Annotated in this window: 17 protein-coding genes; 9 read left to right on the forward strand and 8 right to left on the reverse strand. The window is 65.5% G+C overall.

The features are described 5' to 3' along the window. The first annotated feature begins 46 nt into the window (after positions 1 to 46). On the forward strand, positions 47 to 463 hold the full coding sequence (locus CU669_RS12255) for a bacteriohemerythrin (RefSeq protein WP_112145120.1): 417 nt from the start codon (positions 47 to 49) through the stop codon (positions 461 to 463). Here the strand turns inward: CU669_RS12255 and CU669_RS12260 are convergent. Next, complete coding sequence (locus CU669_RS12260; protein ID WP_112145060.1) at positions 417 to 2,267, reverse strand: aminopeptidase P family protein; 1,851 nt, start codon at positions 2,265 to 2,267, stop codon at positions 417 to 419. The genes CU669_RS12255 and CU669_RS12260 overlap by 47 nt on opposite strands. Positions 2,268 to 2,549: 282 nt before the next feature. Here CU669_RS12260 and CU669_RS12265 point away from each other — a divergent pair, with 282 nt between their 5' ends. The 5 genes from CU669_RS12265 (at position 2,550) to CU669_RS12285 (ending at position 6,552) form a co-directional block, all read left to right on the forward strand. After that, positions 2,550 to 3,395: a hypothetical protein gene (locus CU669_RS12265; RefSeq protein ID WP_112145062.1), complete on the forward strand. Its 846-nt coding sequence runs from the start codon at positions 2,550 to 2,552 to the stop codon at positions 3,393 to 3,395. A gap of 58 nt (positions 3,396 to 3,453) precedes the next feature. Continuing rightward, a complete protein-coding gene (locus CU669_RS12270) occupies positions 3,454 to 4,407 on the forward strand; it encodes an acetyl-CoA carboxylase carboxyltransferase subunit alpha (RefSeq protein ID WP_112145064.1) in 954 nt (317 codons plus the stop codon). Continuing rightward, complete coding sequence (locus CU669_RS12275; protein ID WP_239988691.1) at positions 4,404 to 5,159, forward strand: glycosyltransferase family 2 protein; 756 nt, start codon at positions 4,404 to 4,406, stop codon at positions 5,157 to 5,159. Before CU669_RS12270 ends, CU669_RS12275 begins: the two co-directional genes overlap by 4 nt. Positions 5,160 to 5,255: 96 nt before the next feature. Further along, complete coding sequence (locus tag CU669_RS12280; protein WP_112145066.1) at positions 5,256 to 5,999, forward strand: TVP38/TMEM64 family protein; 744 nt, start codon at positions 5,256 to 5,258, stop codon at positions 5,997 to 5,999. Further along, positions 5,977 to 6,552 (forward strand): BON domain-containing protein, encoded by a 576-nt coding sequence (locus tag CU669_RS12285; RefSeq protein ID WP_112145068.1) that lies wholly within the window; start codon positions 5,977 to 5,979, stop codon positions 6,550 to 6,552. Before CU669_RS12280 ends, CU669_RS12285 begins: the two co-directional genes overlap by 23 nt. Positions 6,553 to 6,559: 7 nt before the next feature. Here the strand turns inward: CU669_RS12285 and CU669_RS12290 are convergent, their stop codons facing one another. The 7 genes from CU669_RS12290 to msbA all read right to left on the reverse strand — a co-directional run bounded on the left by CU669_RS12290 (position 6,560) and on the right by msbA (position 14,329). Next, positions 6,560 to 7,660, reverse strand: a complete 1,101-nt coding sequence (locus CU669_RS12290; protein ID WP_112145070.1) for a hypothetical protein — start codon at positions 7,658 to 7,660, stop codon at positions 6,560 to 6,562. A 60-nt stretch (positions 7,661 to 7,720) separates the two neighbouring features. Further along, a complete protein-coding gene (locus CU669_RS12295) occupies positions 7,721 to 8,635 on the reverse strand; it encodes an SAM-dependent methyltransferase (RefSeq protein WP_112145072.1) in 915 nt (304 codons plus the stop codon). A 100-nt stretch (positions 8,636 to 8,735) separates the two neighbouring features. After that, complete coding sequence (locus CU669_RS12300; RefSeq protein ID WP_112145074.1) at positions 8,736 to 9,596, reverse strand: LpxL/LpxP family acyltransferase; 861 nt, start codon at positions 9,594 to 9,596, stop codon at positions 8,736 to 8,738. Next, positions 9,593 to 10,570 (reverse strand): tetraacyldisaccharide 4'-kinase, encoded by a 978-nt coding sequence (gene lpxK, locus CU669_RS12305; RefSeq protein WP_112145076.1) that lies wholly within the window; start codon positions 10,568 to 10,570, stop codon positions 9,593 to 9,595. The genes CU669_RS12300 and lpxK overlap by 4 nt, the downstream gene beginning before the upstream one ends. After that, positions 10,557 to 11,837 (reverse strand): 3-deoxy-D-manno-octulosonic acid transferase, encoded by a 1,281-nt coding sequence (locus CU669_RS12310; RefSeq protein ID WP_112145077.1) that lies wholly within the window; start codon positions 11,835 to 11,837, stop codon positions 10,557 to 10,559. The genes lpxK and CU669_RS12310 overlap by 14 nt, the downstream gene beginning before the upstream one ends. Continuing rightward, positions 11,834 to 12,544 (reverse strand): lysophospholipid acyltransferase family protein, encoded by a 711-nt coding sequence (locus tag CU669_RS12315; protein ID WP_112145079.1) that lies wholly within the window; start codon positions 12,542 to 12,544, stop codon positions 11,834 to 11,836. Before CU669_RS12315 ends, CU669_RS12310 begins: the two co-directional genes overlap by 4 nt. A gap of 3 nt (positions 12,545 to 12,547) precedes the next feature. Continuing rightward, the gene (msbA, locus tag CU669_RS12320; protein WP_112145124.1) at positions 12,548 to 14,329 is read right to left on the reverse strand and encodes a lipid A export permease/ATP-binding protein MsbA; all 1,782 of its coding nucleotides are present in this window, start codon (positions 14,327 to 14,329) and stop codon (positions 12,548 to 12,550) included. 214 nt (positions 14,330 to 14,543) lie between these two features. Here msbA and CU669_RS12325 point away from each other — a divergent pair, with 214 nt between their 5' ends. The 3 genes from CU669_RS12325 (at position 14,544) to nth (ending at position 16,529) form a co-directional block, all read left to right on the forward strand. Then, entirely contained in the window at positions 14,544 to 15,038 is a 495-nt protein-coding gene (locus CU669_RS12325; protein WP_112145081.1) for a helix-turn-helix domain-containing protein, read from the forward strand. 88 nt (positions 15,039 to 15,126) lie between these two features. Beyond that, positions 15,127 to 15,900 (forward strand): histidinol-phosphatase, encoded by a 774-nt coding sequence (gene hisN, locus CU669_RS12330; protein WP_112145083.1) that lies wholly within the window; start codon positions 15,127 to 15,129, stop codon positions 15,898 to 15,900. After that, positions 15,897 to 16,529, forward strand: coding sequence for an endonuclease III (nth, locus tag CU669_RS12335; protein ID WP_112145085.1), 633 nt, complete (start codon positions 15,897 to 15,899; stop codon positions 16,527 to 16,529). The genes hisN and nth overlap by 4 nt, the downstream gene beginning before the upstream one ends. Positions 16,530 to 16,780: the final 251 nt, after the last annotated feature.

The following is a 16,780-nucleotide window of genomic DNA, read 5'->3' on the forward strand; positions in this document are numbered from 1 at the left end:
GGTATGTTTCCGGCGTTTAGACCATCCCCGTGGACCAATGCCTTCCATGATCGCCCCCCATTCCGTCATTCGCTGGAGCGATGCCTTGCTGCTGGGCGTCGATTTCGTCGACCATGATCACCAGGAAGCGGTGGAGACCATCAACCGCATGGCGGCGCTGGCGGTCGACGGCAAGGACTTGACGGCGGAGATGACCGCCTTCCGGCAGCACTGCCAGGAGCACTTCGCCCGCGAGGAGGACATGATGGCGCGCACCGGCTTTTTCGCCATCGAGCCACACAGCGACGAACATCATCGCGTCCTGGCCGAAGCCGACGGCATCATCGCCAAGTTACGGGCCGGGGAATCATGCCTGGACTATTTCACCGAGGCGCTACCCCAATGGTTCCTGGAGCACCGGGCCACCATGGATTTCGTCACGGCCGATTTCGCCCGCGAGCGCGGCTGGACCTCGGCGGCCTGAGCGGCTCCGTCGCCGTCGTCAGCCACGCCGCCACCTCCGGCTCGACCAAGGGAGCGATCTCGGCCCGCACCCGCGCGTGATAGGCGTCGAGCCAGCCGACCTCCTCCTCGCTCAGCACCGAAACATCCACCAGTCTGCGATCGATGGGCGCCAGGGTCAGTACGTCGAACCGCAACAGCGGCCACTCAGCGCCGCGCGGCGTGCCCGCCTCGACCACACAGATCAGATTCTCGATACGGATGCCGTAGGCGCCGACTTTATAGAAGCCGGGCTCGTTGGACAGGATCATTCCCGGCTTCAGGGCAATGGAATTTCCCACCTTGGAAATACGCTGCGGCCCTTCGTGAACCGACAGATAGCTGCCGACGCCATGGCCGGTGCCGTGATCGTAATCCAGCCCGTCGGACCACAGCGGCCGCCGCGCCAGCACATCCAACTGGCTGCCGGTGGTTCCCACCGGAAACACCGCCATGGCCAGGGCGATATGGCCCTTCAGGACCAAGGTGAAGTGTCGCCGCTGGCGCGCCGTCGGATTGCCCACCGCGACGGTGCGGGTGATGTCGGTGGTACCGTCCAGATATTGGGCGCCCGAATCCACCAGATAAAGCTCGCCCGGCCGCAAGCGCCGATTGGTCTGCGCCGTCGAGCGGTAATGGACGATGGCTCCATTGGAACCGGCACCGGAAATGGTGGGAAACGACAACCCGCGGAAATTCGCGCCACGGCGACGGAATCCTTCCAGCGCATCAGCGGCCCCCAGTTCATCCACCTGGCCGCCGGGTGCATGGGCGTCCAGCCAGGCCAGGAAGCGCGCCATGGCGGCACCGTCGCGACGATGCGCCGCCCGACTGCCATCCAATTCCACGGCGTTCTTACAGGCCTTGGGCAATTGGCAGGGATCGACGCCGCGTTCCACCTTGGCGCCTGCCGAATCCAGCCGGTCCTCCACCTGAGCCGGAGCGGTGCTTGAATCGATACGAACCCGCTTGGCGTCCCGGCCCAGCCGCCCCAAGGCGGCATCGAATCCGTCCGGCACCGTCAGCCTGATTTGGGAACCGAGATGCTCCGCCACCCCTGGCGGCACCTTGGCCGGGTCCACGAACCAGTCCACGGTGCCGTCGCCGTGCAGAATGGCGAAGGACAGCGGCAGCGGGGTATAGGCCACATCGCCGCCCCGGACGTTCAGCAGCCACGCAATGGATTCCGGCGATGTGATGACGGCGGCATCAATCCGTTCCGCCACCAGCGCTGCGGCCACCTCCTTGCGCTTGGCGGCGGAGGAACGACCCGTCAGCGACTCGTCGTGCAGGCCGATGGGCGCCTTGGGCGGCGATGGCCGATCCGTCCATGCCACATCCAACGGATTGTCGGGACAGGCCACCAATTCGGCGCCGCGGCGCTCGCAGGCCAGCCGCAAGGCCTTGACCTGATCGGCGGTGTGCAGCCAGGGATCGAAGCCCAGCCGATCCCCCTCGGCCAATGTTTCACCGATCCAGCGGGGCGGCGGCTGGTCGATCAGGTGAAGGGGGTGAAACCGTTCCACGTCCACTTCGGCCCTGACCTGCAAGGTGTAACGGCCATCGACGAAAATAACGGCGCGGTCCAGCATCACCACCGCCATGCCGGCCGAACCGGTGAAACCCGTCAGCCATGCGAGGCGCTGGGCGGATGTCGGCACGTATTCGCCTTGATGCTCGTCGCTGCGCGGCACCACGAAGCCGGTCAGCCCGCGCCGCCGCAATTCCGCCCGCAGCGCCGCCAAACGCTCCGGCCCGGCGGGGCCGCTGATGCACTCGTCATTCATGAGCCTATCTGTTCCCATGGGAGGCTAGGAGTCCGTCCCATGAAACCTAGTGCATGACACCGCCATACGGTAGGGGCTGATTGCGGAAATCTACGTTCAAGCCCATGAAGGGGCGGATATCAACAGTCTAATATTGCAGCGCAATAGCCGTAGCATCCGCCCCCATCGAACAGGCCGAAAGTTGGCATCGAAAGGACAGACTTCAATCAATCTATAATTTGATGTAAGATAGCCCTGTATTAACTTGTATTATTTATCTTTAGTTAGCAAAGGCAGGTTTATATGGGGGCGGAAAGTGCTGCTCCGGCGGTGGAAACCGATACCGCCATGCTCATGCGTGAGCCTGGGGGCAAACGGTGTCGCGGCGTCGCTGGCGTGGCCGTCCGCGCCCTGATCGATTTGCTCGACGAATCCGCCCATGACGGCGCCGTCACCATGGATGTGGTGCGCCGCATCGCCAACGCGGTTCTGTCGGCGCGCGGCCCGTTGTCCGAGTATTACGCCAATTGGGAAAGCGGTTGTGATTCCGCTTTCACCCTTCGCCGCATCGAACGCCAGCGGACGGATTTCATCGGCCGTATCATCACCCAACCCTTCGCGACCCTGCTGGACGATCCGGATTCCGGCATCGAGCGCAAGAACCTCGCCCAATTCTTCGCCGCCGTGCGCATGATCATCGGCGAGGAGCCGTTCGAGAAGCTGCGCACCCGCGCCAACGAAGCCGCCGAGCGCCATCGCACGCCGGAATGCATGGTGGCATGGGAGGATTTCTATCGGGACTTCGATGTCTTGAACATCTTCGAGACCGTGGCCGTGGCCATCGCGCGCAGCTTCCGCCGGTTCGAGCCGCGCAAGGACTGGTTCCTGATCATCATGAATTCCAGCCCGTCCTCCGTCTCCACCGCGTCCAACGCCTTCATCCCCAAGAAGGCCGAGGACAAGCTGACCCGCGAATTCAACGAGGCCCAGATGAGCCGCCTTCTGCTGGCGCTGTTCTCTGAATTTCGGCTGGAAGCCTTTACGCCCGAACGCAAAGCCGCCTTCATGGAACGCTGGGGAAGCGAGCCGGAAAAGGTGTTCGGGCCGCTTTTCGTCAGCCTGCTGTCCATGGCCCCGGTCGGTTCCTAGCGGCGGATGCTGCGTCCCCTCTTGCCCCGAGACGCGGCTGCTAGTATGACTTGCCCCCATGCATATCCTTGAATTTGAAAAGCCCATCGCCGAGCTCGAGGGCAAAATCGAGGAGCTGCGGCACCTGTCCGATAGCGGCGACGTCAATATCGCCGACGAGGTGAGCAAGCTCCAGGCCAAGGTCGACAAGCTGTTGCGCTCGACCTACGCCAAGCTCACGCCCTGGCAGAAGACGCAGGTGGCCCGCCACCCCGAGCGTCCGCACACGCTGGCCTATATGGAAGCCCTGATCGAGGACTTCACGCCCTTGGCGGGCGACCGCGCCTTCGGCGAGGACGAGGCCATCATCGGCGGCCTGGGCCGCTTCAAGGGCCGCTCGGTCATGGTCATCGGCCACGAAAAGGGCCACGACACCGAAAGCCGCATCAAGCACAATTTCGGCATGGCCAAGCCCGAGGGCTACCGCAAGGCGGTGCGCCTGATGGAAATGGCCGACCATTTCCAGGTTCCGGTGGTCACCCTGGTGGATACCGCTGGCGCCTATCCCGGTGTCGATGCCGAGGCGCGCGGCCAGGCCGAAGCCATCGCGCGCTCCATCGAAACCTGCCTCGATATCCGCGTCCCCCTGGTCACCGTGATCATCGGCGAGGGCGGATCGGGCGGCGCCATCGCGCTGGCCTCGGCCAATACGGTGCTGATGCTGGAACACGCCATCTATTCGGTCATCAGCCCGGAAGGCTGCGCCTCCATCTTGTGGCGATCGGGCGAGAACGCCAAGGACGCCGCCGAACAATTGCGCCTGACCGCCCAGGATCTGCACAAGCTGGGCGTCATCGACGCGGTGATCCCCGAGCCCATGGGCGGCGCCCATCGCAACATCGACCTGATGTTCCAGACCCTGTCCATGTCGCTGGATTCCGCGCTGCGCGACCTGTCCGGCGTCGAGGGCGGCGTGCTGCGGGCGCGTCGGCGCGAAAAGTTCCTGGAGATGGGGCGGGCGGGTCTGTCGTGACCGGCTTCGCCCTCCCCGAGCTGCCCCCGGAATTGTCGGTGGTGGTTCCCGTCAAGAACGAAGCCGAGAACATCCTGCCGCTGTTGGGCGAAATCCACATGGCGCTCCAGGGCAAGGTCGTGTTCGAGGTGGTCTATGTGGATGACGGCTCGGACGATGCCACCCCGGCCACTCTCGACGAAGCGCGACTGATCCATCCCCGCCTTCATGTAATTCGCCACCAGGGAAGCTGCGGCCAGAGCCAGGCCGTCGCCACCGGCGTCAAGCACGCCCGCGGCAGCCTGATCGCCACCCTGGACGGCGACGGCCAGAATGACCCCGCCGACCTGCCTGCCCTGCTGGAACGCTGGCGCGCCGCCCCCGATTCCGTCCGCCCCGGCCTGATGATCACCGGCTGGCGGGCCAATCGCCGCGACAACGAAGTGCGGCGCCTGTCGTCCAAGATCGCCAATACCGTCCGCTCCAAGCTGCTGAACGACGGCAGCCCGGATTCCGGCAGCGGCATCAAACTGCTGCCCCGCGCCCTGTTCCTCGATCTGCCGCGCTTCAATCACATGCACCGCTTCATGGCGGCGCTGGTGATCCGCGCCGGGGGCTCGGTCCAGACGGTCAAGGTCAATCACCGCCCACGTGAACGCGGCGTTTCCAAATACGGGGTCTGGAACCGCCTTTGGGTCGGCATCGTCGATCTGTTCGGCGTCATGTGGCTGAACCGCCGGGCCAGCAATCCGGTGGTCGAGATAAGGGATTAAGGCCCATGCGGGCAAGATGCCCGCGCTCCTGGGGGCGGCATCTTGCTTGGAGCGCGGCCGTCCCTGCCGCCTCGTTCCTTTACACTCGGTTGGATAATGAATTCGCCAGATCCCCGTCACCCTCTCCTCAATCGCCGCGCCTTGGCGCGCGGTCTGGTCCTGATCGCCACCTTGGCGGCCGTGGGCTTCCTGATCGAGGGACTGGGGCTCAAGGACGCGTTGGACACCCATTGGGTGGATTCGGAAATTCGCGGCAAGGGACTGGGCGGCGACGCCTTGTTCGTGCTGGTGGGAGGTCTCGTCATCGCCATCGGCCTGCCGCGCCAGGCGGTGTGCTTCCTGGCCGGTTATGCCTTTGGCTTCGCCGAGGGGCTGCTGTGGTCCAGCCTGGCCTCGCTGCTGGGCTGCGTCAGCGCCTTTCTCTATGCCCGTGTCATGGGGCGCGATTTCGTCGCCGCCCGCTTTCCCGAGCGCATCGCCCGGCTGGACGCCTTCCTGGCGGGCAATACCTTGTCCATGACCCTGCTGCTGCGCCTGCTGCCGGTGGGCAGCAATCTGTTGACCAATCTGGCGGCGGGCGTCTCGGGCGTCCTGGCGGTTCCGTTCTTTGTCGGATCATTGCTGGGCTATTTGCCCCAGACCATGGTTTTCGCCCTGCTGGGCAGCGGCATCCAGGTTGATCCGGTCTTTCGCATCGGCGCCAGCGTGATATTGTTCATCGCGTCCGGGGTGCTCGGCGTCTGGCTGTTCCAACGCTATCGTCGCGGACGCCACCTGGACGCCGCCACCGAAGCCGCTCTTGACGAGGTCCGCGATAATGACGACAGCCAAGCCGTTTAAGCTTCTCCTGGTCTTGGCCGCCCTGGCCTTGTCGGCCTGCACCGTCTCCAGCCCGGAGAACGGCGGCCCCAGCGGGGCATCGTCGGCCTCGGTCACCCGCGCCCGGGCCGAGCGCAATCAGGACGATTCCGTGGGACGCGCCGTGCTCGGCAGCCTGCGTCAAAGCGACGCGGCCGCCTTCAAGGGCGTGTCGGTGCTGGCCTGGGACGGCGCCATCCTGCTGGCCGGAGCCGTCGCCAAGCCCGAGCACCGCCGTCGCGCCGAGCAACTGGCCAAGGCGGTGGACGGCGTAAGGACGGTGCACAACGATCTGGTGCTCGACGAGAATCCCGCCGCCGCCGCCTTCGTTCCCGACATCGCCCGCGAACAGCGCATCTATGCGGGCCTGCTGGGAGAGGCCAAGGTCTCGGGGGCCTATGTGGTGCGCATGGTCGATGGCGTGGCCACCCTATTGGGAAGCGCCCGCTCGGCCGATGACGTGGCCGCCGCCATGGATTTCGCCCGCGACGCCGACGGTGTCAAATGGGTCGTCAATCACGTCGCGGTGAAATAGCCGAATTCTAATGCTTGAGAGTGGCCAGCCACTCGTCCACCGCCGGAGCCATGGCCTTGCAGGTCAACGCGAAGGACGTCATCAGCTTGTCCTTCTCCTGCGTCATGTGCAGCAGCGAATCCACCTGCTTGCGCAAGATGTCCTTGGAAAAGGACGGAATGGATAGAAGCTGGGGCAGCCTGCCGCCGAACGCCGATTTCAGCGAAACGATCAGCACTTCCACCTTGTCGATGTTAAGGCGCTGGAACTCCGCCAGATTGTCGGGCGCGATATAGCACAGCACATCGCCGAAAATCTTGATCACCGACTTGTCCAGGGCGGCGCAGACATTGAAGAAGGCGGTGTCGCGGGCGAAGAACGCCCAGGCCTTGTCGCCGAGCGTCTGGCGATAGAACTGGTACATATCCTTGTTCCACACCGAAATGCCGTGGATGGCCTGGGGCCGGTCGGCCAGGATGGCGCCGAAATCGGCGCCCACCGCCGCCTTGGCCTTCTTCAGCTTCTCGGCGTCGAACTGGGACACCGCCTCGATATGGGCGACGGAGGGCAGCGCCACGATGTCTTCCCCGATCTCGATGATCTGGGGATAGGACAGATTGGAGCGATAGGCATCCAACAGCGGCAACTGCCAGCCGAAGGCGATATAGCGCGACAATTCGCGGATCTTGCGCTCTTCCACCGGGTCCACCGACAAGCGCTCCACCTGCTCGGTCTTCTTGATCAGGCCGAACATGCTCTTCTTGGTGATGGTCTCGGTGATGGTCTCCATGGGCTTGTCGGCCTCGAAGATCTTCTTGGCGCAGGTGCGCACCAGCAATTGCTGGATCTGGCCCAGGCTGACGCCGCAGATCAGCGGCGTCGATTCGTCGCGCACCGGCTTGCCGTCCTTGGCGCGCACGATATCGTCCACCTGATCGCGCTTGGCCTGGAAGGTCTCGATGAAGGATTGCAGCACATGCGGATCGGAAATGATCTGCTGGTAGACGATGGCCCCATCCACCGCCCCTGCCTGCTGAAACTTGGCGAGAACCTTCTTCAAGCCCTCGATGACCGCCTTCTTGGTGTCCGTATCGATCTCGACCGGCGGTGGTAATGTAGCTACGGCCATGAAGCCCCCAAACCCGCATTATTTTTACTAGAGGCTAATGGTTTACTCCCATGGATATAATCAGGCAAGCACGGGACTGAGGCGTATCCAGGTGAGTTCGTGCTTGTTGTGGGACAAATGCAGCAGGCGCGAGCCCGGAATGGCGGCGAATCGCCTCGCCGTTTCGAAATCGGTGTCGCCCTGGAATTTCAGGGTACAGATGAAATTGCCGGCCGTCCCCTCGGCCAGCCAGCGTTCCACCAGCCGCAGCAGCCGTTCCGGGTAGCAGATGACGTCGGAGCACAGCCAATCCACCGGACCGATCTCGGCCGGTTCCAGACCGAAGGCGCTGCCCTGGCGATAATCCACATTGGGAAGCGCCGCGATGGCCGGGGCCAGGGGCGCCTTGTCGATGCTGATCACCCGCGCCCCGGTGGTGGCGAGAACCCAGGTCCACCCCCCCGGACTGGCGCCCAGGTCCAGACAGGTCTGCCCCGGTCCCGGCATATGCCCGGCCAGGGTCAAAGCCTCCCACAGCTTGAGATAGGCCCGGTTGGGCGGCGCCTGTCGGTCTTCCACGAATACCGCCTCGCCGTTGGGAAAGGGGCTGGAGCAGCGGGCCGAGGCCAGCACGGTCTTCTCGTCCAGCCAAGTGAACGAGCCCAGCGGCGCCGTCGGCGCGGCCTGGCCGAACACCAGCGGCTTGGCCGAGACCTTGGGAAGCTTGTCCACCAACAGGGCGGTGCGGCGGTGCAGATGGAAGTCGTAGGGCCACCAATTGCGCTGAATGGCCTTCAAGGCCTTGGCCGCCTCGCCGATGGAGGCGACCTCGAGCCGAACCGGGTCGAGCCAGATGTTCTGGGCCCAGGCGGCGGGGTGCGGCGGTCCCTCGGCGATGAACAGCCGACCGTATTCGGCCGAAACCTCGCCCAGTTCGGCGCGAAGATCGGCCTCGAAGCCCGGCGCGGCCAGATAGGCGGTGAAGACAGAGGTCATTGTTTGACGGCATTCATGGTGGTGCGGGCGAGACGCCCGCGCTCCGATGGGCGAATGCGCGGGGCTGGGAGCGCGGGCGTCCCGCCCGCGAGAGCAACCGTCATTCCGGCCAGCGCCGATGTACCCACAGCCACTGGTCGGGATGTTCGCGCACCCACTCTTCCAGCAAGGCATTGATGCGGATCAGCAGCAAGCGGTTGTCGTCGTGGGGATCGCCGGTATGGGGGAATTCCATGGGCGGATAGACGGTGAGGCGGAAATTGGCGCCCGTCAGGCGCTCGACCCGGGCTGGAACCAGCGGGCATTTGAACTTGGTGGCGAACTGGGCCACGGCCGGGGCCGTCATGGCGTCGCGGCCGAAGAAGGGGATGGCAACCCCGTCATTCATCTTCTGGTCCACCAGCATGCCGAGATGGCCGCCCTGCTTCAGCACCAGAAGGGCCTGGCGGGCGCCTTCCGACCCCTTTTGGATCAAGGCCGTCGCCGCGCTCTTGCGGCCCCTGCGGTACAGATCCTCGATCCACGGATTGTTGGCGGCCCGATAGACCAGATTGAGCGGCAGGCCACGGGCCACCGCCACCGCCCCGTTCAATTCCCAATTGCCCAAATGGCCGGAAATGAAGATGCCCGCCTGACCGTCGTCGCGCAAAAGATCGACATATTCGCCACCGATCAGCTCCACCCGCTGGGTGGAAATCTGCTCCAGATGGGGAAACTCTCCGGCGACACGGCCGATATTGTCCCACATGCCGCGCAGGATGGTCTCGATCTCGGCCGCGCTCTTGTCGGGAAAGGCGCGGGCGAGGTTGCGCCGCCCGATGCGGCTGGCCCCCATCAGCGGCCCGATGGTCCGCGCCAGCCAGCCCCCCGCCGCCGAGGCGGCATCCAGCGGCAACAGCCCGAACAGCCCCCAAATGATCCGGGCGGCGAGATATTCCAGGCGCTGGCGAAAACGCTTCACAGGTTCACTCCGATGCGGTCCAGCAGGGGAGGTAGCAGATCGGCATCGTCCCAGTCCAGCGTCACCGGCAGCACCGCGACCTTGCGCCGCAAATCCTCGGGCAGGCGGACGCGGTCCTTGGTGGTGGTGATGACCTGGGCGTCGTTGGCCGCCGCCTCGCGCAGCAGATCCTCGATCTCGGAGCGGTCATAGGCGTAATGGTCGGGAAAGGCGGTGGTGGTCACCAGCCGGGCACCGCAGCCTTTCAGGGTCTCGAAGAACTTTTCCGGCCGTCCGATCCCGGCGAAGGCCACCACCTTGCGCCCCATCAGGGCGGCGCCCTCGGGGCCGGGGGCCAGCCGGGCCCGCAAGACCGGGATCCCGGCCTGCTCGGCCAGTTCCGCCGTCCCGGCGCGGTCCTCGCCGATGATCACCAGCGCGTCGGCGCGGCGCAGTCCCGTCGCAGCAGGCTCGCGGCAGGGCCCGGCGGGAATGGGGCGTCCGTTCCCGAAACCGTAACTTCCGTCCACCACCACCAGCGACAGATCCTTGGCAATGCTGCCGTTCTGAAAGCCGTCATCCATGATGATGAGATCAGCGCCCATCTCCACCGCCGCCACCGCTCCGTCGGGGCGCCAGCGCGACACCCAGGTGGGCGCCACCTCGGCCAGCAGCAGGGCCTCGTCGCCCATGCGGGCGGCATCGTGGCGGTCGAGATCCACCGCCCGCGGCCCCACCTCGCTGCCGCCATAGCCCCGCGTCAGCATATGGGGCTTGCGCCCCGCCGCCAGCAGGCGCCGCGCCAGGGCCATGGCCACCGGCGTCTTGCCAGCGCCGCCAGCCACGATATTGCCGACACAGATGACGGGAACCGCCGGGCGATATTCCTCGGCCCGTTCCAGATTGCGCGCCACCGCCCATGCATAAACCGCCCCCAGCGGCGCCAGACAGGCAGCCAGGACATTGTCGTCGCGCCAGAAATCAGGAGCGCGCATGGCGTTTCTCCAAGGCGCCGAGGGCAGGGGCCAGGACGGCCTCCACCGCGTCCAGCACACCAGCCTCCGCCTCGGCCCAGGCGGCGGCCTTGGCGGTCAGGGCGGCGACCCGCTCGGGCGTCGCCAGCAGCTCGCCCACCACTGTGATCAGAGCATCGGAATCGGCCACTTCCAGCGCCGCCCCGGCCTCCACCATGCGCGGCGCCATGTCGGGGAAATTCTCCATGGCGGGGCCGAACAGCACGGCGGCGCCGATGCGGGCGGGCTCGAACGGATTCTGGCCGCCGCCCACCGCCAGGCTTTTCCCGACGAACACGATGGGAGCCAGCCGGTAGAACAGCCCCAACTCGCCGATGGTGTCGGCCACATAGATGTCCGTATCGGCGCCAAGGGCCTCGTCCGCCGAGCGCAAGGCCACCCTAAGGCCAAGGCCGCGCAGTTCCGCCGCCACCTCGGCCCCACGGGGCGGATGGCGGGGAACGATCAGGGTCAGCAGACCGGGAAAGCGGGCGGCCAGCGCCTTATGAACCGAGGCCGCCACGGCTTCCTCGCCGGGATGGGTGCTGGAGGCCAGCCAGACCGGGCGGCCCGCCACGGCGGCATTCAGCCGCGCCAGCCCCGCCCCATCGGCGGGCAGCGGCGGCACCGCGTATTTGAGATTGCCCAGGCAGCGCACGTCGCGGCCGCCCAGGGCGCGGATGCGCCTTGCGTCGTCCTCGGTCTGGGCGAGGCAGAGATCGAAGCCGGACAGCAGCCTGCGGATGAAGCCAGGCGCCCGGCTCCAGCCGTCGAACGACTTGGCCGAGACGCGACCTTGGACCAGCACCAGCCCGATTCCGCGCCGACGGCTTTCCACCAGCAGATTGGGCCAGAATTCCGATTCCGCCCACAGCGCCAGATCGGGCCGCCAGTGGTCGAGGAAGCCGCGCACATAGGCCATGCGGTCCACCGGCACATATTGATGCAAGGCGCCCTTGGGCAGGCGCTCGCCCATCAGCTTGGCCGAGGTCACGGTGCCAGTGGTGACCAGGACGGTCAGACGCCTTGCGCACAGCCGCTCGATCAGCGGCAGCATGGACAGGGATTCGCCCACCGAGGCGGCATGGACCCAGACCAGCGGCCCCGCCGGGCGCGAGCGGCCGGGACGCCCCAGCCGTTCGGGGAATCGCTGCACATCCTCCTTGCCGCGCCGCTTGCGGCGGTCGAGATAGAGCGAGATCAGCGGCGCCCCCATGGTGGTCAGGCCGCGATAGAGGCGGTAGATCATGGCGCCGCCTCCGCCTGTTCGGGTTCCGGGCTCTCCACGCCCATCAGACGGTCGGCTTCCAGGGTGATGGCGTTGAGGCTGTCCTCGACCTTGAGCCGCAGCAGGTCCAGCGCTTCCTCGTCGGCATCGCGGGGCACGGTGATGGGATCGGCCCAGACGAACACGCCGGTGGAAAACGGCAGGGCCAATGCGAAGCGGTCCCAACTGCGCAGCACTTTCCGCCTGCGGGTGGAGAAGGTGGCGCACAGCACCGGAACACCCGCCAGGCGGGCCACATTGACGATGCCGGCGGACGCCCGCATGCGCGGCCCCTTGGGACCGTCGGGGGTGATGCCGACGCATTGGCCCGATTTGAGGGATTTCAGCATGGCGCGGAGCGCGGCGCTGCCGCCCCGCGTCGAGGATCCCGCCACGGTCTGGATACCGAAATGCGACACGGTCCGCGCGATCAGCTGGCCGTCGCGGTGCTGGCTGATCAGCATGTGGATGGGAACCGACGACCGCCAGCTTTTCGGCATCATCAGGATGCGGCCGTGCCAGAAGGCCAGGATGAAGGGCTGGCCTTCGTCCCACAGCCGGTTGGCGTGCTCGCCGTTGATCACCCGCCAGCGGCCGGTGGCATGGACGAAGCGGATATAGAGCGAGCCCAGCCAACAGAGCAGGCCCCGCAACCCCTCGCTCTTGCCGATGCGCTTGGCCAGCCCCATGACTTAAGCTCCGGCGGGAAGGGGCTCGTCGGCGAATTGCATGGCGTAAAGCCGGGCATAGATGCCGTCATGCGCCATCAGGGTCGCATGGTCCCCCGATTCCACCACCCGGCCGCGATCCATCACATGGATCAGGTCGGCATTGACCACTGTGGACAGGCGGTGGGCGATGACGATGGTGGTGCGGCCCTTCATCAGATGCTCCAGCGCCGTCTGGACCTGGCGTTCCGATTCGGTGTCGAGCGCGCTGGTGGCCTCGTCCAGCAGCAGGATGGGGGCGTTCTTCAGCATGGCCCGGGCGATGGCGAGGCGCTGGCGCTGACCGCCCGACAGATTCAAGCCGCGCTCGCCCACCACGGTGTCGTAGCCATCGGGCAGGCTGACGATGAAGTCGTGGGCGGCGGCCGAACGGGCGGCGGCCTCGATCTCCTCGTCGGTGGCGCCGAAGCGGCCATAGGCGATATTGGCCCTGATCGTATCGTCGAACAGGGTGATTTCCTGGCTGACCAGGGCCATCTTGGCCCGTAGGCTCGCCATGGTGACGGTGCGGATATCCTGCCCGTCCACCTGCACATGGCCGTCGGTGACCTCGAAGAAGCGGGGCAGCAGGTTAAGCACGGTGGACTTGCCCGCCCCCGACGGCCCCACCAGCGCCACCGTCTTGCCGCCCGGCGCCACCAGATCGATGCCGTCCAGCACCGCCTTGCTGCCGTCATAGGTGAAGAACACGCCCTCGAAGCGGACATTGCCTTCCAAAACCACCAGATCCTTGGCATCGGGCCGGTCGAGAATGGCGGGCGGCGCGTCCAGCACCTGGAAGGTCCGCGACGCGGCGGCCAGACCGGCCTGGAGATTGGTGTTGAGCGAAGCCAGCGACTTGAGCGGCCGATAGGCCAGCATCAGGGCGGTGATGAAGGAGAAGAAGGCGCCCGGCGTGGTCTCGCCGGAAATGACCCGCGAGCCGCCATAGAGGATCACCACCGTGATGGCGACACCACCCAGCAGCTCCATGATGGGCGACGAGGCCGAGCGCACACGCGCCGCCTTGTAGGTCAGGTCTTGCAGCATCTCCACCAGGGAATGCACCTTGGCCTTCTCGTAGTCCTCCATGCCATAGGCCTTGACCACCCGGATGCCCTGGACAGCCTGTTCCAGATAGGTGGTCAACTGGCCCAGATGTTCCTGGGTGTTGTCGGTCACCTTGCGCATGCGGCGGCCCAGCTTGGCGATGGGCAGGATGGCGATGGGGAAGATGAAGAAGGTCCAGGCCGACAGCCGCCAGTCCTGATAGAACATGGCGCCCACCAGGAAGATCAGGGACGAGGCATCCTTGCCCGCGCCCGTCAAGGCGTCCGACACCGCGAAACGCATCTGCGAGATGTCGTTGGTCAGCCGCGATAGGATGCGACCGGTGGAATTGGCGTGAAAGAAGGCGACGTCGAGCCGCATGAGATGGGCGAACAGCCGCGACTGCATGTCGGCGATGACCCTGAGGCCCACCTTGGACAGGAACACCGCCTCGCCGTAATTGCACACGGATTTCAGCGCGAAGGTGCCCAGCACCGCCAGGCCCAGCGGCCACAGGAAGTCGGACTGTCGCTCGGTGAAGATCTTATTGACCACCGGGTCCATCAGCAGGGCATAGCCGGCATTGGCCCCGGCGCCCACGACCATGCAAAGCACGGCAAGCACCACCTTGCCCAGGTAAGGGCGCATGCCCTCCTTCAACAGGCGGCGCACCAACACCAGGGTGGAGTGATCGAAGGAAATCTTTTGCTTGCTCAAGGGCGTGACCGTTTTCGTCCGCTGAATGCGGGCCGGACCATAACACGCAAGCCGGTTCCGGCCAATGGTGCGGTTTTCGGCCCGGATCGAACCAATGCGGGCATCCATCACGGGATCACAACATCAATTCTTGCCTCTTGATTCGGCGCGCCGCAACCACAACATACTTTAGTGATGGGCATGATCACGTCAAAAGCCTTAGGAATATCGCACGATGCCACTCCGCAATTCACCAAGCCCGCCCCCTGCCGGAATTGATCCCCAAGACAAGCGGCGTCCCAGTCGGGGCAGACTGGCCGACGGCAGCGCCAATCCCATCGACGCTCATGTGGGCACCCGCCTGCGTCTGCGCCGGACCCTTCTCGGCATGAGCCAGGACAGTCTTGGAATGGCCATCGGGATGACCTTCCAGCAGGTGCAGAAATATGAACGCGGCGCCAATCGCATCAGTGCGTCGCGGCTGTTCGACTTGTCTCGCACCCTCGATGTCCCGATCAGCTATTTCTTCGAAGGCCTCTCGGACGCGGCCCAGGCCGCCTCGCCCGCCGCCGTGATCAAGGGAAGCGCTCCGGCCTCCGTCGATGACCAGGGACGCAGTCCCATGGCCAAGCGGGAAACCCTGGAACTGGTCCGCGCCTATTACCGCATCAGCGATCCCAAGGTGCGCGATCAGGTCTACGCCCTGGCCAAGGCGCTGGCGTCAAGCTGAGAACGGTGGCCGAAACGCCGACGGGACTATCCATCCCGTCCGTTTCGCGCCACACTCTCGGCCAGATGACGCAGCCGAGACCGCATCCATGACCACTCTGCCTTCCCAATTCGTGGCCCTTGCCGAACGGCTGGCCGACGCCGCCCGACCGGTGGTGCGCAAATATTTTCGCACCCCGGTGGCGGTGGACGACAAGTCCGACGCCAGCCCGGTGACCATCGCCGATCGCGAGGTGGAAGCGGCCATGCGCGCCATCCTGGCCGCCGAGGCCCCCGATCACGGCATTCTGGGGGAAGAACACGGCCGCACCAATTGCGAGGCGGAATGGGTCTGGGTGCTTGATCCCATCGACGGCACCGCCGCCTTCATCACCGGAAAGCCCAGTTTCGGCACCTTGATCGCCCTGGCCCATAACGGCGTCCCGGTGCTGGGCATCATCGACCAAGCCTTCACCGATGAACGCTGGATGGGCGTGGCGGGCCGTCCCACTACCTTGAACGGCCAACCGGCCAAGGTGCGCGCCTGTCCCGATCTGGCCCATGCCTATGCCTTCACCACCGCGCCGGAACTGTTTTGCGCCCAGACCCGCCCGGCCTGGGACCGCGTGGCAGGCAAGGTCAAGCGGGTGCGCTACGGCTGCGACTGCTACGCCTATGCCCTGGCGGCGTCGGGCTTCGTCGATCTGGTGGTGGAAGCGGGGCTGAAACCCTACGACTACTGCGCCCTGGTTCCGGTGGTCGAAGGCGCGGGCGGCGTCATGACCGACTGGGCGGGCAAGCCGCTGACCATCGCCTCGGACGGCCGTGTCTGCGCCGCCGGAGACTCGCGGGTGCATGCCGAGGCGCTGAGGGTGCTGGCGTGAAGGCAGCCGATATCGACCAGTTCTACGCCCGGCTGGCAAGCGCCAATCCCGAGCCGAAAAGCGATCTGGAATACAGTTCTCCCTATACCTTGCTGGTGGCCGTGGTCCTGTCGGCCCAGGCCACCGATACCGGCGTCAACAAGGCGACAAGGCCACTCTTCGCCACCGTCGCCACCCCGTCCGCCATGGTGGAACTGGGTGAGGAACGCCTGGCCCAGGCCATCCGGACCATCGGCCTGTACAAGACCAAGGCCAGGAACGTCATCGCCCTGTCGCAGATCCTGCTGGCCAGACATGGCGGCAAGGTGCCCCATGACCGGGACGCGCTGGAGGCATTGCCCGGAGTGGGGCGCAAGACCGCCAATGTGGTGCTCAATATCGCCTTCGGCGAACCCACCATCGCGGTGGACACCCACTGTTTCCGGGTGGCCAACCGCACCGGGCTGGCGCCCGGCAAGACGGTTCTCGAGGTGGAAAACGGCCTCGTCAGGAAGACGCCCAAACGCTGGGCAAATCACGCCCATCATTGGCTGATCCTGCACGGCCGCTATGTGTGCAAGGCGCGCAAGCCCGATTGTCCCGCCTGCGTCGTGCGCGACCTGTGTGGCTTCAAGGCCAAGGATATCTAGGGCTGTATCGACATTCGGGGAATTCGTCTGAAATCGGGCCGGAACGTCTGTCTCGTAGGAATTTTAGCCACAGATGAACACAGATAAACTCAGATGAATTGAGGTATTTCCTTATCTGTGTCCCGCGCAGCGGGGATCTGTGTTCATGTGTGGACGGCCCCTGCGTTGCAAGGAAAATGTGAAGCAGGCACCACCGGTCTGGGGCAGTCATGTGTCCGGCCTGTTTGCGCGGCATACCTGGCCGCTGGCCA

Origin of the sequence: Paramagnetospirillum kuznetsovii (assembly GCF_003284725.1) — a bacterium.
Classification (GTDB): domain Bacteria; phylum Pseudomonadota; class Alphaproteobacteria; order Rhodospirillales; family Magnetospirillaceae; genus Phaeospirillum; species Phaeospirillum kuznetsovii.